General features: G+C 65.5%; 18 protein-coding genes and 2 pseudogenes. 14 read left to right on the forward strand and 6 right to left on the reverse strand.

Features of this window, described 5'->3' with window-relative positions:
• Positions 1-11: 11 nt before the first annotated feature.
• A complete protein-coding gene (locus VX037_RS03800; RefSeq protein WP_328713452.1) occupies positions 12-734 on the reverse strand; it encodes a metal-dependent transcriptional regulator in 723 nt (240 codons plus the stop codon).
• A 189-nt stretch (positions 735-923) separates the two neighbouring features.
• On the opposite strand from VX037_RS03800, the gene VX037_RS03805 reads away from it, so the two are divergent.
• The 5 genes from VX037_RS03805 to VX037_RS03825 all read left to right on the forward strand — a co-directional run bounded on the left by VX037_RS03805 (position 924) and on the right by VX037_RS03825 (position 7,368).
• On the forward strand, positions 924-1,889 hold the full coding sequence (locus VX037_RS03805) for a bifunctional riboflavin kinase/FAD synthetase (RefSeq protein ID WP_328713276.1): 966 nt from the start codon (positions 924-926) through the stop codon (positions 1,887-1,889).
• 151 nt (positions 1,890-2,040) lie between these two features.
• Positions 2,041-2,310 (forward strand): 30S ribosomal protein S15, encoded by a 270-nt coding sequence (rpsO, locus tag VX037_RS03810; protein WP_235722223.1) that lies wholly within the window; start codon positions 2,041-2,043, stop codon positions 2,308-2,310.
• 413 nt (positions 2,311-2,723) lie between these two features.
• Positions 2,724-5,021: a polyribonucleotide nucleotidyltransferase gene (locus VX037_RS03815; RefSeq protein ID WP_328713278.1), complete on the forward strand. Its 2,298-nt coding sequence runs from the start codon at positions 2,724-2,726 to the stop codon at positions 5,019-5,021.
• A 106-nt stretch (positions 5,022-5,127) separates the two neighbouring features.
• Positions 5,128-6,603: a putative nucleotidyltransferase substrate binding domain-containing protein gene (locus tag VX037_RS03820; RefSeq protein WP_328713280.1), complete on the forward strand. Its 1,476-nt coding sequence runs from the start codon at positions 5,128-5,130 to the stop codon at positions 6,601-6,603.
• A gap of 6 nt (positions 6,604-6,609) precedes the next feature.
• The gene (locus VX037_RS03825) at positions 6,610-7,368 is read left to right on the forward strand and encodes an NRDE family protein (protein WP_328713282.1); all 759 of its coding nucleotides are present in this window, start codon (positions 6,610-6,612) and stop codon (positions 7,366-7,368) included.
• Positions 7,369-7,938: 570 nt separating this feature from the next.
• Here VX037_RS03825 and ald read toward each other — a convergent pair.
• Positions 7,939-9,045: an alanine dehydrogenase gene (gene ald / locus VX037_RS03830; RefSeq protein WP_328713283.1), complete on the reverse strand. Its 1,107-nt coding sequence runs from the start codon at positions 9,043-9,045 to the stop codon at positions 7,939-7,941.
• A gap of 137 nt (positions 9,046-9,182) precedes the next feature.
• Here ald and VX037_RS03835 point away from each other — a divergent pair, with 137 nt between their 5' ends.
• The 5 genes and pseudogenes from VX037_RS03835 to VX037_RS03855 all read left to right on the forward strand — a co-directional run.
• Positions 9,183-9,671, forward strand: coding sequence for an Lrp/AsnC family transcriptional regulator (locus VX037_RS03835; RefSeq protein ID WP_235722218.1), 489 nt, complete (start codon positions 9,183-9,185; stop codon positions 9,669-9,671).
• 89 nt (positions 9,672-9,760) lie between these two features.
• The gene (gene dapB, locus VX037_RS03840; RefSeq protein WP_235722217.1) at positions 9,761-10,513 is read left to right on the forward strand and encodes a 4-hydroxy-tetrahydrodipicolinate reductase; all 753 of its coding nucleotides are present in this window, start codon (positions 9,761-9,763) and stop codon (positions 10,511-10,513) included.
• Positions 10,514-10,524: 11 nt separating this feature from the next.
• Entirely contained in the window at positions 10,525-11,001 is a 477-nt protein-coding gene (locus tag VX037_RS03845; RefSeq protein ID WP_328713285.1) for a hypothetical protein, read from the forward strand.
• Positions 11,002-11,048: 47 nt separating this feature from the next.
• Entirely contained in the window at positions 11,049-11,450 is a 402-nt protein-coding gene (locus tag VX037_RS03850) for a flavodoxin family protein (protein WP_328713454.1), read from the forward strand.
• Positions 11,451-11,799: 349 nt separating this feature from the next.
• Positions 11,800-12,723 (forward strand): annotated as a pseudogene (locus tag VX037_RS03855) (DUF222 domain-containing protein); the annotation flags it as partial.
• 507 nt (positions 12,724-13,230) lie between these two features.
• Here the strand turns inward: VX037_RS03855 and VX037_RS03860 are convergent.
• The 4 genes and pseudogenes from VX037_RS03860 to VX037_RS03875 form a co-directional block, all read right to left on the reverse strand.
• Positions 13,231-14,336: pseudogene (locus tag VX037_RS03860) on the reverse strand (CaiB/BaiF CoA transferase family protein).
• A complete protein-coding gene (locus tag VX037_RS03865) occupies positions 14,333-14,980 on the reverse strand; it encodes a TetR/AcrR family transcriptional regulator (protein WP_328713287.1) in 648 nt (215 codons plus the stop codon). Before VX037_RS03865 ends, VX037_RS03860 begins: the two are co-directional and overlap by 4 nt.
• Positions 14,981-14,985: 5 nt before the next feature.
• On the reverse strand, positions 14,986-16,587 hold the full coding sequence (locus tag VX037_RS03870; protein ID WP_328713289.1) for a class I adenylate-forming enzyme family protein: 1,602 nt from the start codon (positions 16,585-16,587) through the stop codon (positions 14,986-14,988).
• The gene (locus VX037_RS03875) at positions 16,584-17,222 is read right to left on the reverse strand and encodes a nitroreductase family protein (protein WP_328713290.1); all 639 of its coding nucleotides are present in this window, start codon (positions 17,220-17,222) and stop codon (positions 16,584-16,586) included. Before VX037_RS03875 ends, VX037_RS03870 begins: the two co-directional genes overlap by 4 nt.
• Positions 17,223-17,368: 146 nt before the next feature.
• Here VX037_RS03875 and VX037_RS03880 point away from each other — a divergent pair, with 146 nt between their 5' ends.
• Genes VX037_RS03880 through VX037_RS03895 form a run of 4 tightly spaced genes read left to right on the forward strand, consistent with a single transcriptional unit; the run spans position 17,369 to position 21,902 of the window.
• A complete protein-coding gene (locus tag VX037_RS03880) occupies positions 17,369-19,327 on the forward strand; it encodes a flavin-containing monooxygenase (protein WP_328713292.1) in 1,959 nt (652 codons plus the stop codon).
• Positions 19,328-19,337: 10 nt separating this feature from the next.
• Positions 19,338-20,171, forward strand: a complete 834-nt coding sequence (locus tag VX037_RS03885; protein WP_235722209.1) for a thymidylate synthase — start codon at positions 19,338-19,340, stop codon at positions 20,169-20,171.
• A 1-nt stretch (position 20,172) separates the two neighbouring features.
• Complete coding sequence (locus tag VX037_RS03890; protein WP_235722208.1) at positions 20,173-20,682, forward strand: dihydrofolate reductase; 510 nt, start codon at positions 20,173-20,175, stop codon at positions 20,680-20,682.
• Positions 20,679-21,902, forward strand: a complete 1,224-nt coding sequence (locus VX037_RS03895; RefSeq protein WP_328713294.1) for a winged helix-turn-helix domain-containing protein — start codon at positions 20,679-20,681, stop codon at positions 21,900-21,902. The genes VX037_RS03890 and VX037_RS03895 overlap by 4 nt, the downstream gene beginning before the upstream one ends.
• Positions 21,903-21,904 lie beyond the last annotated feature (2 nt).

Genomic DNA, 21,904 nt, shown 5'->3' on the forward strand with positions numbered 1-21,904 from the left:
CCGTCCCACGATCACGGCGGCGTCACCAAGAAGATCGCCCGGGCGGCGATGTCACCGAGGTCGATCTGCTCGCTGCCGTCCACCGAGATCGAGATCGTGCCGGCGAACGGTCGTTTCTCCACGACCGTGACCACCCGGTCCAGGGCGACCCCGACCTCGTCGAAGTAGCGCAACATCTCCGGGTCGTCGTCGGAGATCCGTGCCACCGTGCCCGATTCGTCGACCTCGAGTTCGGAGAGCAACCTGGCGTCCGGACTGGGCACCGAACCGTCGAGGGCCGGGATCGGGTCGCCGTGCGGATCCCGACTGGGGAAGCCGAGTTTCGCGTCCAACCGGGACATCAGCCGGTCCGACACCGCGTGCTCGAGCACCTCGGCTTCGTCGTGCACCTCATCCCAGCCGTAGCCCAGTTCGCGCACCAGAAAGGTCTCGATCAGTCGATGCCGGCGGACCATCAGCACCGCTGCGGACTGCCCCTCATCGGTGAGGGTGACCGATCCGTACCGTTCGTGCGAAACGAGACCCTGATCGGCGAGTTTGCGAATGGCCTCCGAGGCAGTCGATGCCGACACCCCGAGACGTTCGGCGAGCATCTTGGTGGTGACCTTGACGTCTGCCCACTCCTGCAGCGTCCAGATCACTTTCAGATAGTCCTGCGTGACATTGGACAGTTCGGTCACCGGTCGGTCGGCCGACGTGGTTCGGGCGTCGACATCTCGGCCCGATGCGGGCATGTCGGCTCGGGCCGCGCGGGACTGGGGCATTCTTCGAGCTTAGGGCGTGCCCTCCCCGCTGGCGACAGCAGCCGTCGCGTCGTCGACAGTTCCCGCTGCGTTCAACCATCCGAGATCCGGTGAAACACGCTGTTCACCACCGACGCCCGGATGTGGTTTGTCGTCGCGGCGGGCCGTAGGCTGGTGCGCGTGTTGCGTTGGCGAGGTCTCGAGGACATCCCCGCGGACTGGGGTAGATGCGTGGTCACGATCGGTGTGTTCGACGGGGTGCACCGCGGCCATGCCCAATTGATCCATGCCGCGACCACAGCGGCGAAGGAACGTGGCGTGCCCGCCGTGCTGATGACCTTCGACCCGCATCCGGCCGAGGTGGTGCGGCCCGGTACCCATCCGCCGCAGCTCACCACGCTGACCCGGCGAGCGGAGCTGGCCGAACAGCTCGGCATCGACGTCTTCTGCGTCATGCCGTTCACGCCGGAACTGGCGTCGCGATCGCCCAAGGACTTCGCCCACGACATCCTGGTCGAGACCCTGCACGCGGCTGATGTCGTGGTCGGCGACAACTTCACCTTCGGCAAGAAGGCGGCCGGCGACGTCACCAAACTCGCCGAGCTCGGGCAGATGTTCGGGTTCGAGGTACACGCCGTCTCGTTGTTCGGTGAGCATGCGGTGACCTTCTCGTCGACCTATATCCGGTCCTGTGTCGCCGCCGGCGACGTCGAGGCCGCCGCGGAGGCGCTCGGACGTCCGCACCGGGTGGAAGGTGTCGTGGTGCGCGGCGACGGCCGTGGTCGAGAGCTCGGATTTCCGACCGCCAACGTCGCCCCGCCGATGTACGCGGCGATCCCCGCCGATGGGGTGTACGCCGCGTGGTTCTCGGTGTTGGGGGTCGGACCCGTCGTCGGACAGGTCGAGCCGGGACAGCGGTATCAGGCCGCGGTGTCGGTGGGAACCAACCCGACCTTCTCGGGTCGCACCCGAACGGTCGAGGCGTTCGTCCTGGACAAGAGCGCCGATCTCTACGGGCAGCACGTCGCGATCGACTTCGTGGGCCGGCTGCGGGGGATGGTGAACTACCCCGACGTGGCAGACCTGATCACCGCCATCGCCACCGACGTCGAGGACACCCGCCGGGTGCTGGCCGAGCGGGGTTGACCGTCGTCGATTTTGGCCGCGTTCGTTTGCGCTGGTAAAGTCGTCGATCGGCGTTGCTGCGGTCCGCGGTGGCGCGCCGACTGTCGCGGTACCTGGGTAGGTGTCCGGCGGTAACCGAAGAACGCGGGACTGAGAATCCAGGAGTTTCTCCATGGCACTGACTGCCGCCGAAAAGAAGGACGTCCTCGCCGAGTACGGGCTGCACGAGACCGACACCGGTTCGCCCGAGGCGCAGGTCGCGTTGCTCACCAAGCGCATCACCGATCTGACCGAGCACCTCAAGACGCACAAGCACGATCACCACAGCCGTCGTGGTCTGCTGCTGCTGGTGGGTCGCCGTCGCCGTCTGTTGAAGTACGTCGCGAAGGTCGACATCAACCGCTACCGTTCGCTGATCGAGCGTCTGGGTCTGCGTCGCTGATCGACGATTCTCCGATGATCGGCCGCCTCCGCATCCCGGGGGCGGCCGAGTCGTTTCTGCAGGCCAGCCCGTAATGATAGGCTGACCACTGATCGTTGCCGTGAAGTCCTGCTGGACGTGACACTCGAGCAGATCGGTCCTCGGTAGTGGCCGCCGGAACCTGTTCCGACCTGATTCCGGCCGCTTCGATCGAAGGCCGTCTGCGCTACTTCAGGATGCGCTTCGGATGCGCATCCGCACGACCGGCACTTCTCTCATGGCTCCGTTCCGGGTCGACTCTGCTGTCGCAGACGTCGCCACCTCTGTGGTGCACGCGCACCGCAGCGTGTGGTGGGTTCGGCGAAGAGCTGATCCGCATCCGACCAACCGGCCGCCGGTCACCGGTGGCTACACGAAGGGATTCTTCCGACCACATGTCAGATGTGACCACCCCCGGCGTCGACACCGACGCCGACTATGACGACACGATCACCGAAGCGACCGCCGTCATCGACAACGGGAGCTTCGGCACCCGCACCATCCGTTTCGAGACCGGCCGCCTTGCCTTGCAGGCCGCCGGCTCCGTCACCGCCTACCTCGACGACGAGACCATGCTGCTCTCGACGACCGCGGCATCCAAGCAGCCGAAGGAACACTTCGACTTCTTCCCGCTGACCGTCGACGTCGAGGAGCGCATGTACGCCGCGGGCCGCATCCCCGGCTCGTTCTTCCGTCGCGAGGGACGCCCCTCTACCGACGCGATCCTGACCTGCCGCCTCATCGACCGTCCGCTGCGTCCGTCGTTCGTCGACGGCCTGCGCAACGAGATCCAGGTCGTCGTGACGGTCATGTCGCTCGATCCCAAGGACCTCTACGATGTCGTCGCGATCAACGCGGCATCGGCGTCCACCCAGCTCGCCGGACTGCCGTTCTCGGGGCCGGTCGGCGGCGTGCGCGTCGCGTTGATCCCGACCGAGGAGAACAAGGCCGGTCAATGGGTTGCGTTCCCGACCGTCGAACAGCTCGAGGGTGCCGTGTTCGACATGGTCGTCGCCGGGCGGATCGTCTCCGGTGAAGGAGACAGCGCCGACGTCGCGATCATGATGGTCGAAGCCGAAGCCACCGAGAACGTCATCGACATCATCGCCGGTGGTGCGCAGGCACCGACCGAGGCGATTGTCGCCGAGGGACTCGAGGCCGCCAAGCCGTTCATCGCACGCCTCTGCGAGGCACAGAAGTCGCTCGCAGCCGAGGCGGCCAAGGAGACCGGCGAGTTCCCGCTGTTCCCGCCGTATGCGCAGGACGCCTACGACGCCGTCGCCGCCGCCGGTTCGGATCGTCTCTCGGAGATCCTCACCATCGCGGGCAAACAGGAGCGCGACGACAAGACCGACGAGCTCAAGGCGGACATCCTCGCCCAGCTCGGCGAGCAGTTCGAGGGCCGCGAAAAGGAGATCGGTGCGGCCTACCGCTCGCTCACCAAGAAGCTGGTGCGTCAGCGCATCCTGACCGACCACTTCCGGATCGACGGCCGTGGCATCACCGACATCCGGTCGCTGTCGGCCGAGGTCGCGGTGATCCCGCGCGCACACGGTAGTGCCCTGTTCGAGCGCGGTGAGACCCAGATCCTGGGCGTGACCACCCTCGACATGGTCAAGATGGCGCAGCAGATCGACTCGCTCGGACCCGAGACGTCCAAGCGTTACATGCACCACTACAACTTCCCGCCGTATTCGACCGGTGAGACCGGTCGTGTCGGTTCGCCGAAGCGTCGCGAGATCGGCCACGGTGCCCTCGCCGAGCGTGCACTGGTGCCGGTGATCCCGAGCGTCGAGGAGTTCCCCTACGCCATCCGTCAGGTCTCGGAGGCGTTGGGCTCCAACGGTTCCACCTCGATGGGTTCGGTTTGTGCGTCGACCATGGCGCTGCTGAACGCCGGCGTGCCGCTGAAGGCTCCGGTCGCCGGTATCGCGATGGGTCTGGTGTCCGACACGGTCGACGGCGAAACCCGCTATGTGGCGCTGACCGACATCCTCGGTGCCGAGGATGCCTTTGGCGACATGGACTTCAAGGTGGCCGGCACGAAGGATTTCGTGACCGCGCTGCAGCTCGACACCAAGCTCGACGGGATCCCGTCGAAGGTGCTTGCGGGTGCCCTCGGCCAGGCCAAGGACGCCCGGCTGACCATCCTCGACGTGATGGCCGAGGCCATCGACGAGCCGGACGAGATGAGCCCGTACGCACCGCGCATCACGACCATCAAGATCCCGATGGACAAGATCGGTGAGCTGATCGGCCCGAAGGGCAAGACGATCAACGGCATCACCGAGGACACCGGCGCCAACATCTCCATCGAGGATGACGGCACCGTGTTCATCGGTGCCTCCGACGGCGAGTCCGCGCAGGCCGCGATCGACAAGGTCAACTCCATCGCCAACCCGCAGCTGCCCAAGGTGGGCGAGCGGTTCCTGGGCACGGTCGTCAAGACCACCGCCTTCGGTGCGTTCGTGTCGCTGCTGCCGGGTCGCGACGGCCTGGTGCACATCTCGAAGCTCGGCAAGGGCAAGCGGATCAACAAGGTCGAGGACGTCGTCAACGTTGGCTCCAAGCTCCGTGTGGAGATCGCCGACATCGACGACCGCGGCAAGATCAGCCTGGTGCCGGTCGACGACGAGGCCAAGTCTGACGCCGCCACGAGCGACGAGAAGGCAGACGCCACCGCCGACGCCTGATCATCGGACACAGCGTGACCCGTCACCCGATTGCGGGTGGCGGGTCACGTGCGTCTCACGGCTAATCTGAGCAATGAGATTCGTCGAGTCAGGGAGGGAATACGCCGTGTCCGATCCGGATCGCGCATCGGGCAACAAGCTCACCGTCGCACGTCGACGCGATCGAAGTGGTTCCGGCCCGGGAATCGTCGACGATCTGCTGGTCACCCGGCCGGTCATCGGTTCAGCAGACATGCCCGTTCGTGAGGCAGCGGCGTTGATGACCGAGCGAGGCCAGGATCATCTTGTGATCCCGCTGACCGGAGGCACGTACGGATTGCTCACCGACGCCGACATTCGGGCCGGGGTCGTCGCGGTCGGTCGAGACATCGACACGCCAGTCGGTGAACTGGTCGCCGGGCCGGTTCCGGTGGTGCCTCAGGGCACCGCTGCGGTGGACGCGCTCACCGTGTTGTTCGACCGCGATCTGACGGCCATGCCGGTGGTGGATCCCGCCGGCGCAGTGGTCGGGGTGGTGGCCGCGGTCGACTTCATCGCGGCCCCGGCAGGCCCGGGAATGTCACTGCGTGCGCAGGTGTCCCGGGCAGGCAATATCGGCGATCTGACGGCCCGTGCACGTCGTATCCCGTATCTGATGGCCGACATGGTGCGACGGGAACAACCCGTTCACGAGGTGACCGCGATCGGCGCGCTGATCCACGACGCCGTGGTCCGGCGGGCGCTGGACCTGGTACTCGAGCGGCACCCGGAACTCGACCCCGGCGCGCTCACCTGGCTGTCCTTGGGCAGCAACGCCCGGCGTGAGCCGGTTCTCACCTCCGACATCGACTCCGCCGTGGCACTCGACGACGCCGTCCCCGATGAGCAGATCGATTCCTACCGACTCGCATTCGGTGAGGTCAACGAGGTACTCCTGGGTGCAGGGCGCCGGATCGACGAGAACGGTGCCATCGCCTCCAAGCCCTTGTTTGCTCGCACCCGGTCGCAGTGGCGATCTGCTGCGCAGGGCTGGGTGCAGGCGCCGCTGGAGAACAAGGGCATGATCTTCACCTCGTTGCTGCTGGACAGTCGGCCGATCTGGGGAGAGTTGGGCGCAGACGCGCTCGGTGGGTTGTTCGCCGAGCTCCGCAACCATCCCGGCACAGTGGGATTGCTGCTGGCCGAAGCATTGTCGTATAAGGCCCGGTTGCGGTCTATGCGCGATGTGTTGACCCGTCGGGCCGATACCTTCGAGATCAAGGAGCACGCTCTCACTCCGCTGGTGAACATTGCGCGTTGGGCGGCGCTCAGCGTGGGAGCCACCGAACTCGACACCCGTGCGCGGCTGCGTGCGGCGGCAGGCAGCACGATGCTCAGCGAAGCGCAGGCGTCCGAACTCGTCGAGGTGTTCGACGTGCTGCAACGGGTGCGGCTCACCTACCAGGTGGCGCAGTTCGATCGCGGCGAGCCGGTGGGCGACACCCTGGACATGAAACGACTCTCGCCGCTCGATCGCAGCCTTGTTGCGCAGGCGGTTCGCGAGATAGCCGGTGTGCAGCGCAAGATGACCAACATGAGCCACTATCTACCGGTCACCGACTGAGCTGTCATGTGCCTGATACTGCTCGGCTGGAATGTCGTGCCCGACACGCCGCTGGTGGTCGCGGCCAACCGGGACGAGTTCCACGCCCGACGCGCCCGGGCGTTGTCGCGATGGCCGGACGCACCGATCATCGGAGGTCGTGATGGGGAGGCGGGCGGCACCTGGATGGGCGTCAACGCCGAGACCCCTTCCCGTGTGGCCATGGTCACCAATGTTCGCGACGGGATACCCGCTACCGGGCCGAGGTCGCGTGGGGAACTGCCGGTGCAGTTCCTGCTCGGTTCGATGAGCCCGGGGGAGTTCGCCGGCGAACTCCTCACCCGTGCGGATGATTATGCGCCGGTGAACGTGTTGATCGGCGATGCCGAGGAGTTCTGGTGGGCGACGAACTGGCCGCGGCCCCGGCTACAGCAGGTTCCCGACGGCGTTCACGGATTGTCCAACGGTTTGCTCGACAGTCACTGGCCCAAGGTCGACCGTGGGCGGGATGCGTTGTCGGAGTTACTGCTCGATGATCCGGAGTCCGTCGATCCGTATCTCGAGTTGCTTGCCGACCGCGATCGCCCGGCCGACGACGCTCTGCCCAGCACGGGAGTGCCAATCGAGCGCGAACGTGACCTCTCGCCGATGTTCATCGACGTGCGCGGCTACGGCACGCGCGCGTCGACCGTGTTGCGAGTGGGCGCCGATGGCCACGGCGACATCACCGAGCGGCGGTTCACCTACCGTGCACGCCGACGCGGAACCACGACGATCCGCTTCTGAGGCATCCCGATTCGGCGCCATCCGATTACTGCTGCCCGAGGTCGCTGCAACAAATCGCTGGTCGAGTGTCGAACGTCGGTGCACAATTCGCTGGTCGGGTGTCGAAGGTCGGTGGCTCCAATTCGCTGGTCGGGTGTCGAACGTCGGTGGCGCCGATTCGCTGGTCGGTGGCGCCATTCGCTGTTCGGGTGTTGAACGTCGGTGGCGCCGATTCGCTGGTCGGGTGTTGAACGTCGGCGGCGCCGATGCGCTGGTCGAGTAGCGGGCGAGCCGCTAGGCGAGCCCGCGTATCGAGACCAGGTTACTTGCGGGACAAGTGGTCTCGATACGTCCCTCGCCTAGCGGCTCGTGACTACTCGACCACCGACGGGCGGGTCCGTCGTCTAACGGCGGGGTGGCCGAGGCGACCATCGACGGGTGGGTCTGTTGGCTGACGGCGGGGCGGCTGACGCGACCACCGACGGGCGGGTCCGTTGGTTAAGGGCGGGGTGGCCGAGGCGACCGCCGACGGGTGGGTCTGTTGGCTGACGGCGGGGTGGCCGAGGCGACCGCCGGCCACCCCGCCGGATGTCAGAACGGCGATGCGGCAACCGGCAGGTCCAGCGCTGCGCCCACCTCGGGCGTGAACAGCTTGCCGCTGTGGGTGCTGAGTCCCGATGCCAACGCGGGGTCGTCGGAGCATGCCTGTTCCCACCCTTTGTCGGCCAGACGCAGCACGTGCGGCAGCGTTGCGCCGGTAAGCGCCAGGGTGGAGGTGCGCGCGACTGTGCCCGGCATGTTCGCGACGCAGTAGAAGACGGCGTCGTGGACGGTGAAGGTCGGGTCGTCGTGCGTGGTGGGTCGTGAGTCTTCGAAGCACCCGCCCTGGTCGATCGCGATGTCGACGAGCACGGCACCTGCCTTCATCTCGGCGACCAGGCTGTTGGAGACCAGCACGGGGGCCTTCGCGCCGGGCACGAGCACGGCACCGATGACGAGGTCGGCCTCACGGACCGCCTCGGCCAGTGCCAGCGCGGTGCTGTACCGGGTGTGCACCCGACCGGCGAAGCGCGCGTCGATCGCGCGGAGCTTGGCGATGTCCACGTCGAACACGGTGACCTGAGCACCCATACCCACGGCGATGGTCGCGGCATTGACACCGCTGACGCCACCGCCGATCACGACGACATTCGCCGGCTCGGTGCCGGGCACGCCGCCCATCAGGACACCTCGGCCACCTTCCGAGCGCATCAGATGGTAGGCACCCACCTGCGGTGCCAGTCGCCCGGCGACCTCACTCATCGGGGCGAGCAGCGGCAACGAACCGTCGGCGGCGCGCACGGTCTCATAGGCGATCGACGTCGTCTTCGACTCCAGCAGTGCTTCGGTGCACGGCCTGCTGGCGGCGAGGTGCAGGTAGGTGAACAGTGTCTGGCCCTCGCGGAGCAGAGGGTACTCGGCAGCGATCGGTTCTTTGACCTTGAGCAGCAGGTCGGCCTGTTCCCACACCTGTTCGGCGGTCGACAGGATCTGGGCTCCGGCTTCTTTGAAGTCGTTGTCGTGGATGGACGAGCCTTCGCCCGCGCCGGCCTGGATCACCACGTCGTGACCGCGATTGTGCAGCTCTGCCACGCCGGCCGGGGTGATGGCGACGCGGTACTCGTTGTTCTTGATCTCGGTGGGGATGCCGACGCGCATGGGGATCTCCTGGTCAGTGGTGGGGCGCGATCTGGTGTGCCACCAGAGTGAAGGAACGTCGGAAATCACACAACATATGTGCAGATAATTCTCTATGGTGGGCTTGTATCGTCAATTCTCCGAAATTAGGTCAAGTGATGGTGGCCCAGCCGAAGGATGTTCGATCCGGTGATCCGCAGCTCGACGACATCGACCGCACTCTGCTGCGTCTGTTGCAGACCGACGCCCGGATGCCCAATAGCGAACTCGCGGTTCGCGCGGGTATCGCGGCGTCCACCTGCCACGGTCGACTGCGGCGGCTCGTCGATCTCGGTGTGATCCGCGGGTTCTTCGCCGATGTGGATCCCGCCGCGGTCGGACGGCCCCTACGTGCGATGGTGGCGGTCAGTCTGCAATCCGACGCACGCGGCGAGATCCGTCACTTCGTCGGTGAGATCGAGCGCCATGACGAGGTGATCGACGTCTTCTTCCTCGCGGGTACCGACGACTACCTGCTCCATGTGGCCACCGCGGACACCGAGGCGCTGAGGCAGTTCGTCGAGATGCTCAACTCGCGCCGGGAGGTCGCCGGCACCACGACATCGCTGGTGTTCGAACACCGTCGTGGCGGAGCTCCGATCTTCTGACGCTCCACCAGGCGGGGACGGTGACGGACGCCGGTCGGGCAGGCGGCGACAACTACACTGACAGGTCGACGGACGATGAGAGGGAAGAGATGGCGAGCGGAATCCGGGTCGGGGTCCTTGGTAGTGCCGGCAAGGTGGGGCAGGCGATCGTCGCGGCGGTCGAGTCCGCCGATGATCTGACGTATACCGTCGGCGTGGACAAGGGTGAGTCCTTGGATGCCTTCACCGCGGCTGACACCTCCGTGGTCGTCGATTTCACGCACCCGAGCGCAGTGATGGGAAACCTGGAGTTCCTGATCAACAACGGAATTCACGCAGTGGTGGGCACCACCGGATTCACCGAAGAACGCCTCGATCAGGTGCGCGGCTGGCTCGGCGACAATCCGGGAGTCGGCGTGCTCATCGCACCGAACTTCGCGATCGGTGCCGTGCTGTCGATGCGCTTCGCGGCTCAAGCGGCACGGTTCTACGACTCGGTCGAGGTCATCGAACTACACCACCCGCACAAGGCCGACGCGCCGTCGGGGACTGCGTATCGCACAGCGAAGCTGATCGGTGAGGCCCGGCAGAAGGCCGGTCTGGGGCCGAGCCCCGACGCCACCACCGAGGAACTCGAGGGTGCCCGTGGCGGAGTAGTCGACGATGTGCATGTACATGCGGTCCGCCTGGCCGGTCTCGTCGCCCATCAGGAGGTGCTGCTCGGCACCGAGGGGGAGACGCTCACCATCCGACACGACTCGATGGACCGGTCGTCCTTCGCACCCGGAGTCTTGCTCGGCGTGCGGGAGGTCGGTAAGCGTCCAGGGCTCACCGTGGGGCTGGAAGAACTGATGGATCTCTAGGGCGAATAGTCATGGCAGCCGACCCCGCCCGCCGCGACGCGCGACCCATTGTCTGGATGATCGGGTTCCTCGTCGTCGCACTTGTCGTGTACTTCGTGATCCTCGGTCAGCGTGGATTCGACCTCATCTCGTCGGGCACCGTCGCCGGCATCGGCGTGGGTATCGGTGTGCTGATCCTGCCGTTCATCGGTGCATGGCTGATCTTCGCCACCTTGCGTGCCGGTATCGAACACCAGAAGTTGGCGCGGATCATGGCCGCGGAGGGCCGTGAACTCGACGTCAGCGATCTCCCACGGCGTCCGTCCGGTCGAATCGAACGGGGCGCCGCCGACGACCTGTTCGCGCAGATCAAACAGGAATGGGAGGCCGATCCCACCGACTGGCACAGCACGTATCGGATCGCCCGCGCCTACGACTACGCCGGCGACCGCGGCCGGGCGCGCGAGATGATGAAACGTGCTGTCGCGCAATATAAGGGGGAAGAGTGACCACGCTGCTGATCGTCCATCACACCCCGTCGCCGCATTGCCAGGAGATGTTCGAGGCCGTCGTCTCCGGTGCCACCGATCCTGAGATCGAAGGTGTGGAAGTCATTCGGCGAGCGGCACTCTCGGTTACTGCGGCCGACATGCTGGCAGCTGACGGATACATTCTCGGTACCCCGGCGAATCTCGGCTATATGAGTGGTGCGCTCAAGCACGCTTTCGACACCTGCTACTACCAGATCCTCGACTCCACCAAGGGCCGCCCGTTCGGGTGCTACCTGCATGGCAACCAGGGGACCGAGGGCGCCGAGAAGGCTATCGAGTCGATCACCACCGGACTTGGCTGGGTGAAGTCAGCCGAGACCGTCGTGGTGTCGGAGAAGCCCACCAAGGATGACCGTGAGGCGTGCTGGGAGCTGGGTGGCACGATCGCAGCGCAGCTGATGGTGTGATGTCGTGATATCGCCAGTCGGAAACAGGGCTTGAAAGTGTTCCTGACCTGTGGTGACCAAATCTTGTCGGTGCTGTGTCGTAGCTTGGTTGCAGCAGGATGAGTTGATGCGAAACGGGTGGGCGCGAACTCGCTGAATCCGGTCTCGGGGTCGGGTTGGTCATGGCGGGTGGCATATCGGAAATGATCCTGCATCAGTTGGTTGTGATCAGTGTCGAGTCCGTGAAGGGTCCTTCGTGTCGTCCGTGTTGTCCTCGCCGTCGCCGTGGCCGCAGTTGCCGCGTGACTTTCTCGGTGGTGTGGATGCGGCCTACCCGGATGAGGACCCCACCAACGACTTGCTGTTGGGTATGGCCGAGCTCGACCGGGGCCGCTCCTATCTCGCCTATGCCGAATATCGTTCGGTGGCCGCACTCTACGATCGGCTGGTCGCTGCGCGTGAGGACACTGACGGTTTCGTGGTGGACGGCTTCGCCGACGCCGCAGCACGTATCGCGAAACTGCGCGGCACGTCTCGGGGTGCTGCCGAGACGCTGTTGAATGATGCGGTGGCGTTGCGGGATCGGTTGCCGGAGGTGTCGGAATGTTTGCGTGACGGCGTGATCGGGCCGTGGCACGCGCAGAAAGCGGTCAGCCGGACCGACCTGCTGGCCGAATCATCAGCGGCACCGCTCGTGGATGCCGACATCGCCCGAACACTACGCACCAAGCGCGGGACGTGGAGCAAAGCCAGGTTCCGCGACATGATCGATCGGATCGTGTTTCGTCATGACCCCGACGCGGTGCGGGAACGTCGGCAGCAGGCGCTTGATGACCGCCGGATGTGGACCCATCCGCGCGAGGACGGCACCGCCGAGATCACCGGGGTGATGTCGGCGGAGAACGTGCGGATCGCTGCCGCCGCGGTGGCCGCATTGGCCGACAGTGTGTGTGAACACGATCCGCGCACCAAGCCGCAACGACAATCCGATGCCATGTTCTGCCTGCTGTCGGGCACCATGTTCGAATGCGACTGCGGTAGTGACGACTGCACCGCGGTCATCCCGGAGCCCGGGGTGGTGCCGCCGGTGGACTGCAAGGCCGTCCTCCACGTCGTCGCCGACGAGGCCACCGTGAAAGGGATGGCGAACCATGCCGGTTTCATGGATGGCCATGGTGTGATCTCGGGCGAGCATGTGCGCGACATCGCCGCGCGTGCGGACACCAAGGTCTCCTATCTGGTGCCGCCCACGACCGAACCGGACCTCGATGGCACGTTCACGTTGCCGGCGCATCTGCCGTCGGATCCGTATCGGCCGTCGGCGGCGTTGGATACGTTCATCCGGTTGCGGGACGGCTATTGCACCGAACCGGGATGTCTGACCTCGGCGTGGCGTGGGGATCTCGACCATGTCGATGAGTACGACCACGCGTGTCCGCACAGAGGTGGGCAGACCACTGAGGTCGGGGTGAACGCGAAGTGTCGTCCCGGGCACTTGTTGAAGACCTTCGGTGACTGGGTGGATGATCAGTGGCGCGACGATGACGGGCGGCTGGTCACCGAATACATCACCCCCGAAGGTTTGGTGTTGCCCGGCGAAGCCGAAACCCAGGAGGATCTGTTCCCTGGGCTACGCAGGATCCGGTTCACCGCACCCGCGCAGGCCCCACCCCCCACATACCAGTGCCACGATCGATCGCAGCACCCGCGTCAGCACACGGGTGGCGAACAAACACGCCCGCAGACGCGCCGAACGCGCCCGCAACCGCAAACGCGTCACCGACGCCGGCCCGCCGCCGTTCTAGCGCCGACCTCCCGCAGGCGGCTGCCACTCGTCCAGCACCGCTGTCACATCCGTGTTTGTCGCGGCCTGCGGCGTACCCGACACAGAGCGCGAGAACCGTGGTGCCGGCGCCGGCTGCGTCATGCCCTCGACCTCGACGTAACTCTCGCGCTGCACCGCATACGGATGCTTGCGCGCTTCGTCGAAGTCGAGAACCGGTGTGACACAGGCGTCGACGCTGCCGAATACCGTTTCCCATTCGGCGCGGGTTCGGGAGGCGAAGCGCGCGGCCAGTGTCTGCGTGAGTTCCGACCACCGCGCACGATCCCACCGGTCTGGCGGATCGTCCACCTCGAGGGTATCGATCAGGCGCTGCCAGAAGACGTCTTCCAGAGCGCCGACTGCCATGTATCCGCCGCCCGCGCAGGTGTACGTGGTGTAGAACGGTGCGGACCCGTCGAGCAGATTGCCCGCGGCCCGATCCACCCAGCGGCCCGCGGCTTTCCACGACCACTGCAATGCACCGAGGACACCCGCGCCGTCGGTCATGGCCACATCGATGACCTGACCTCGACTGGAAGTCTGCCGCTCATGCAGTGCCGCAAGTACTCCGACAACCAGGAACATCGAACCGCCGCCGAAGTCGGCCACCAGCGACAGCGGCGGAAGCGGTGGGCGGTCGGCCGGCCCCATCGCGTCCAGGAGCCCGGTGACGGCCAGGTAGTTGATGTCGTGGCCAGCGGCCGCCGCATATGAGCCGGACTGCCCCCAACCGGTCATCCGCGCATAGATCAACTGCGGCGCAACCGCCAACAAATCGTCGGGACCCAGACCCAGCCGTTCCATCACACCCGGCCGATACCCTTCGACAAGCACATCCGCTGCGCCGATCAACTCCCGCACCCGTGAAATGTCATCGGCGTTCTTGAGGTCGGCCTCGACGACCCGCCGGCCCCGCCACATTCCCGCGTCGGCATCGGCGACACCATCCGGGGCGGTCGACCCGCCGGGTCGTCGGATCTGAACGACGTCGGCGCCGAGATCGGCCAGCATCATGCATGAGTGTGGGCCGGTCCGAGTCCCATCATCTCAACGACGCGCACACCACTCAACGGTCCGCTCATCGCACGGATTCGTCGTGATGCAAGATGCCCCGGATCGCGAAATCAACATAGTCGGCGACGAGCTGGTCGACGTCCTGGTCGTCGCGCAGCCACCAGCTGATGCCGTTCATCAGATCGAGCACCGCGATCGCCGACTGTCCGGCATCACGAACCTCGAATTGGCCGGCGCGGGCGCCGGCAGCGATCACGTCGCGCACCCGGCGCTGGTAGTACTTGCGGTAGTCGGTGACCACCGCCCGGTGTTCGGGTGACAATGCCGACAGTTCCCGTAGACTCACCAGATGCTCCACCCGGTGGGTGGCGAGATGGCGCACATGGATCTCGATCAGCGCGGTCAACCGTTGCGCGGGGGAGCCCTCGGCGTCGAGGACCAGCAGATGCTCCTGCGGGTCCTTGGTCATCTGCAACGCGATGGCGTACAGGATCTCCTCTTTCGAATGAAAGTGGTTGTACAGACTCGCACCCTTGATCCCGACCGCCTGCGCGATGTCGCGCATTCCGGCGTTGTTGTAGCCGTGTTCGGCGAAGTACTCGGCGGCGGCCGTGACGATCTCGTCCCGACGCACCCGGGTGCGTGTGCCACGCGCGGGTACCGGTGCGTCGGCCTCGTCGAGCGACGGCGCCGGATCGGCACCCGAATCCATGCCCATCAACCCTTTCCGAACTGTCTGCGCAGCTCCCGCTTGAGCAATTTCCCCTGCGGATCGGTGGGCAACTCAGTCACGAGGTGCACTGTCTTGGGGATCTTGTAGGAAGCCAGATCGTTTCGACAGTACTGCCGAAGATCGTCAGCGGTGGTGCTCGCCCCGTCCCGCAACACAATGAACGCGGTGACTGCCTCAGACCAGTAGTCGTCGGGCAGACCGACGACAGCCGCACGCAGAACGTCAGGATGGCCCTGCAGTGTTCGCTCGACCTCCTGCGATGACACGTTGAATCCGCCTGTCTTGATCATGTCCTTGCGACGATCGCGGAAGAAGAGGTTGCCATCGTCATCGACCCGGACAATGTCGCCGGTGTGTACCCAACCGTCGGCCAGCGCGTCGGCGGTGCGTTCGGGGTCCTTGTGGTAGCCGAGCATCACCGATGGCGTCCGGCACAGCAGTTCGCCCTCCACGGAGTCGTCGCCGTTGGCGTCCACCACGCGGATCTCCAGGTGGCCCACCGGCTTCCCGATCCAGGTCGGGTCGTTGTCGGGCACGTCCTCGAGCCGCTTGAACCAGCCAACCGAACCCAACTGGGTGAGTTCGGACTGACCCCAGTAGGTGCCCCACACCGATTCGGGTGTCGCATCTGCCCACGCGTCGACGGCGAACGGCGACACCTGACCGCCGTAGGTGAGGCAGCGACGCACGGTCCCGACGGTATGCGGACCGAATTCCTCGTGGTTCGCCAGTGCGATGAAGAACGTCGGTGTCTGCGCGAGCACCGAGATGGACTCGTCGCGAATCAGTCTCAGTGACGTTCCGGGATCCACCGATGCGGGCAGTACCAGGGTGGCGCCGAGTAGCGTCAGCGAAGTCAGCGAACCGATCCCTGCGATCGTGTGGAACGGCATCACGTAGAGCCACACGTCGTCGGGAAGGCAACGCAGCCCCCATGTGTAGGCCGGCGCGGTGGAGATGAGGTAGTTACGATGCGCGATCTCCACACCCTTCGGTGTGGATTCGGTGCCGGATGTGTAGACGATCATGGCGAGATCGTGCTCGTCGACGTCGGCGACCGGCTCGTCATCAGAGGAGTCGGCCAGCACGGCGTCAAAGGTCGGCCAGGTCGTCGCGGGAGCATCGCCCACGACGATCACCCGTGAATCGGCGTGTTCGGCGACAGGTCCGGCCACCGTCGCGTGCTCGGCGGCGACCACGAGTACGGCAGGTCTGAGGTGATTGACCTGCTGTGCGATCTCACGTTCACCGAACAGCGCGCTGATGCCCGAGTAGTACGCGCCGATCTTGAGTGCCCCGTAGTAGGCGATCACCGACTCCACACGGTTACGGCTCATCACCGCGACCCCGTCGCCGCGCCCGACGCCCAGGTTCGTGAGTGCGTTCGCGAAGCGGTTGGCCCGCCTGTTCAGCTCGCCGTAGGTCGTGACATGCCGGGAACCGTCGGCGGAGTAGGCGATGATTGCCGGCTTTCTTCCCTGCGTCTGGGCGAGTCGGCGAAGTTGGTCACCGATCGTCGCCCGACCCAGCGGGGACGTCTGTACCTCCGATAGCCCGCGCACCGGTTCCCGCGTGGGCGCGCTCATGCGAACATCGGGGTGTCGAACCGGTCCAGGAAGGCGATTTCCTCGACTGGCGTCCGAGTGAGCTTGCGCGGGAAACCATCCCGCGGATATCCCACGGCGATGTGCGCGGCGGTGATGTAGCCGTCCGGGATGTTGAGCAGTTCCTTGACGGCCGGTTCCTCGGCGCACAGAAGGGTGGTCAGTGCCGATGCGACGCCCTGCTCACGCAGGGCGAGAGTCAGGTTCTGGACTGTCGGATAAATCGACGCCCCGCCGACCACGGAGAGGCGTCCGAGCTCGTGATCGGTCGGATGCAGACCTTCGGCCTCCGCGCACACGACGATCATCACCGGCACATCGGCCAGCTTGTGTGCGAAATTGTTGGCCGACTGCACCGTCGCGGGCACTGCGCCCACCGCCTTGCTGCCCTCGATCACCGCCGCGTAGTAACCCTCCCAGTAGGGGAGATAGAGCTCCGCGAGCCGCTTCTTGGTCTCCGCGTCACGCACGGCCACCCACCGCACCGGCTGTCGGTTGCCACCCTGCGGGCCGAACCTGGCGTTGTCGAACGCCTGGTACAGCACCTCGTCGGAGACGTACTCGTCGCTGAAGTAGCGGCACGTCCCGGTCGACCGCATTGCGTCACTGAGTTCCATCCGCAGCTCTCCTCGTCTTGATTGCACTAACCGCAGTTAGCATGATGCGGATCACACTGACATGGCGATACTGGTGGTGTCAAGGTGTCTGTTTGCGCAAATCCTCATGCTTGACGGGATTAAACTAACCATGGTTAGTATTGCTCATGCCGAGTGTCACCGAACGCAGTCTGGCTCCTGTCGACGTCGCCCGTCTGCGCGACGCGACCCGCGCCGGCAATGTCCCCACCCTGATCGCCACATTGGTCGAGATGACCGGGGACAGACACTGGCTCGCCGAGCGATACCGTCCCAGCAGGCCACGCGGGATGGACGACAATCGGACAGGTGGACTGGCACCGGAGGTGCGTGACGAGATCTGCGATGCCGTGGTCGAGGCAGTGTGTCGGTGGCACACAGCCGGGAGCCCGCCGCGTCGGCAGATGAGTGAGGACGAGATCGCTGCCGTCCTGGATTTCACCGCCGGCGAATCGGTCCCGCATGAGTTCAGTCCGATGATGGCGGAGATCGTCGGCGGGACAACGGAACCTCGAGTCTCGGCGGAGCCGCTTGATACGAGTCAGCTGACGGCCATCGTGATCGGGGCGGGTGTCGCCGGAATGCTGATGTCGGTACAACTGGCGGCGGCCGGGGTCGAGCACATCGTGCTGGAGAAGAACGACGAAGTAGGTGGCTCGTGGTGGGAGAACCGCTACCCGGGCGCCGGTGTGGACACGCCGAGCTACCTCTACTCGATCTCGTCATTCGAACATCACTGGTCGACGCACTTCGGTAAGCGTGACGAGGTGCAGGGCTACCTGGCCGCCTACGCGGATGAGCATCGCCTGCGCAGCCGAATCCGCTTCGGAGTGGAGGTCGAATCGGCCGCCTACGACCCCGCCGCCCAGCAGTGGGCGGTGCGAACCCGTGATCGCGACGGCGTGTGCGAAACACTGGAGGCACGGCTGGTGATCAGCGCCGTGGGTTTGCTCAACCGTCCCAAGATCCCCGCACTGCCGGGGATGGACGACTTCGCGGGCCGGATCTTCCACTCGGCGCAGTGGCCGACCGAGCTCGACGAACCCGGCGCGTTGACCGGCAAGCGGGTGGCAATTGTCGGCTCCGGTGCCAGTGCCATGCAGATCGGACCGGCAATCGTCGACGACGTGGAGTCGTTGACGGTGTTCCAACGTTCACCGCAGTGGATCGCCCCCAACGACGACTACTTCGCCCCGGTGGGTGACGACGTGCACTGGTTGATGGATCACGTTCCGGGATATCGGGAATGGTATCGGGCACGGTTGTCATGGATCTTCAACGACAAGGTGCACCCAACGCTGCAGGTGGACCCGGACTGGCCGGAGGCGACTGCGTCGATCAACGCGGCCAACCACGGGCATCGCGGCTTCTACCTTCGTTATCTGCGTGAGCAGCTCGGTGACCGGGAGGATCTCATTGAGCTCTCGACGCCGGATTACCCGCCCTTCGGCAAACGCATGCTGCTCGACAACGGCTGGTACTCGATGTTGCGCCGCGACAATGTCGACCTCATACCGCGCGCGGTTGAGAAGGTGACGCGGACCGGAGTCATCGACGCCGACGGCAGTGCCCGGGATTTCGACATCATCGTATTGGCCACCGGTTTCCACAGCGATCGGTTCCTGTACCCGATGGATGTGCGGGGCCGCAGTGGTCGCTCCACGGACGAGGTGTGGGGCGAGAATGACGCCTTCGCCTACCTCGGCATCACGGCGCCCGACTTCCCCAACCTGTTCGTGCTGACCGGACCCAACACGGCACTCGGTCATGGCGGAAGCTTCATCAGCATCCTCGAATATCAGGTCCGCTACGTGGCCGACGCGATCGCGCTGATGGCCCGTGAACGACTCGGTGCCCTGGAAGTGCGCCATGACGTGACCGCCGACTACAACAGGGCCGTCGATGAGGCGCATGCCCGGATGGTGTGGACCCACCCGGCGATGACCAACTGGTACCGCAATGACGACGGTCGGGTGGTGGCCGTGTTGCCGTGGCGGATCATCGACTACTGGCGTATGACCAGGTCGGTCGAGCCGGCCGACTTCGTGCGCGAGCCGATCGTCCGGTTGCCGTACCGACCGTCCTAGACTGGACGGCGTGAGTACGGCCATCCGAGACATCACGCCGGCGGGGGGCGTCCCGACCCCCTACGAGGATCTGTTGCGCCTGGTCCTCGAGACGGGGACGCCGAAGGCCGATCGCACCGGAACCGGGACGCGCAGCCTGTTCGGGCATCAGCTGCGCTATGACCTCACCGAAGGCTTCCCGCTGATCACCACCAAGAAGGTGCACCTGAAGTCCATCATCTACGAGTTGCTGTGGTTTCTGCGCGGAGATTCCAACGTCCGGTGGTTGCAGGAGCGTGGCGTGAGCATCTGGGATGAGTGGGCCGACGCGGACGGCGATCTCGGGCCGGTCTACGGCGTCCAGTGGCGTAGCTGGCCCACCCCGTCGGGTGAGCACATCGATCAGATCGGGGCGGCGCTGGAACTCCTCAAGACGAACCCCGATTCGCGGCGCAACATCGTGTCCGCCTGGAATGTCGGGGAGATCCCGCAGATGGCGTTGCCGCCGTGTCACGCGTTCTTCCAGTTCTACGTCGCCGACGGCAAGTTGTCCTGTCAGCTCTACCAGCGCAGTGCCGACCTGTTCCTCGGCGTACCGTTCAACATCGCGTCGTATGCGCTGCTCACTCACATGATGGCCCAGCAGGCCGATCTCGAGGTCGGCGACTTCGTGTGGACCGGCGGCGACTGCCATATCTACGACAATCACGTCGAACAAGTGCAGTTGCAACTGTCCCGGGACCCCTATCCCTATCCGAGGCTCGAACTTCGACGAGCCGCGACGATCTCCGACTACGACTTCGACGACATCGCGGTCGTCGGCTATGAGTCCCACCCGGGAATCAAAGCGCCGGTGGCGGTCTGAGATGGCCACCACCATCACCTTGTTGTGGGCGCAGGACCGCAGCGGCGCTATCGGCCGGGCCAACACCATTCCCTGGCATGTGCCGGAGGACATGCGGCGGTTCCGCGAGCTGACCGGTACCCATCCGGTGGTGATGGGACGCAAGACCTGGGAGTCGCTGCCGGACCGTTTTCGACCATTGCCCAATCGTCGCAACGTGGTCATCACCCGATCGGCCGCGTTGGACGCCGCCGGCGCAGAGATCGTGCACACCCTCGACGACGCCCTCGAACTCATCACAGGGCCTGTCACGGTCATCGGTGGCGGTCAGATCTATGAGGTCGCGATGACCAGCGCGACACATCTGCGGGTCACCGAGATCGACATGCTGGTGGAGTCGGCGGACACCTTCGCGCCTGAAATCGACCCGTACGTGTGGGACACATCGGACACAGGGGAGTGGCAGACGTCGTCGACCGGAACCCGGTATCGATTCGTCGATTACGTCAGACATGCGCTCGTGCGCGGATGACTCGCGCACTCTCAATCCATCAGGCACGTCGGATCGCGCTGGCAGCGCAGGGTTTCACCGATCGGTTGCCGACGGTCGCGCCGACCCTGGCACATCTGCGACGCGTCGTGGGGCGCACCCGGCTGCTACAGATGGACTCGGTCAACATCGCGGTCCGCGCGCACTACATGCCGCTGTTCAGTCGCTTGGGTGTCTACGACATGCAGTTGCTGGATCGCGCAGCGTGGCGTCCGCGTCACCGATCACGACTGCTGGCGGAGTACTGGGCGCATGAGGCGGCACTGATACCGATCGAGGACTGGCCGTTGTTCGGTTGGCGCAGAGATGAATTCCGCGACGGACGATATCGGTACACCCGCGAGGTGATGCGCAACAACCGCGAACTCGCCTGCGATGTGCACGATGTCATCGCCGAATGCGGGCCCAGTACCCCGAAACAGATCGAGGATCACCTCGGAATCGAGCGTGTCCCGGGTCAGCCCGGCGGCTGGTGGCATCGCGGCGACGTGAAACACGTCTGCGAGGCCATGTTCGCCGCCGGAGACCTGTCTGCGGTGCGCAACGAGAACTTCGCGCGCCATTACGATCTCGCCGAACGGGTCATCGGTGCCGGGGTCACCGCACGTGTCGACCGTGCCGACGCACACCGTGAACTCACCGCACAGGCCGGGCGTGCACTCGGTGTCGCGACCATCGCCGATCTCGCCGACTACTACCGGACCAAGACCGCCGACGTCCGGCCCGCCGTGGATGACCTGGTGGACTCGGGTGTGCTGACGCCGGTGGCGGTGGCAGGCTGGCGCGACACCGCCTACCTTCACGCCGACGCGCGCATCCCGCGCCGCGTCGAACGCTCGGCGATCCTGTCACCCTTCGATCCGCTCATCTTCTACCGGCCGCGCACCGAGCGGCTTTTCGACTTCCACTATCGCATCGAGATCTACGTGCCCGAGCACAAACGTGTCCACGGCTATTACGTGCTGCCGTACCTGATGGATGACGACATCGTCGCGCGTGTCGATCTCAAGGCGGACCGTCGAGAGCGGACGCTGCGCGTGCTCGGCGCATTCCTCGAGGACGAACGCCCCAGAACCGTTGTCGCCGAACGTCTCGCGGATGACCTTCGAAACATGGCCGGGTGGCTGGGCCTCGACGACGTGGTCGTCGGCGGACGCGGCGATCTCGCCGGCGCGTTGCGCGCCGAGATCGCTCGCGCCTGACG

The sequence above is a fragment of the Gordonia sp. Z-3 genome, assembly GCF_036233855.1.
Taxonomy (GTDB): Bacteria; Actinomycetota; Actinomycetes; order Mycobacteriales; family Mycobacteriaceae; genus Gordonia; species Gordonia tangerina.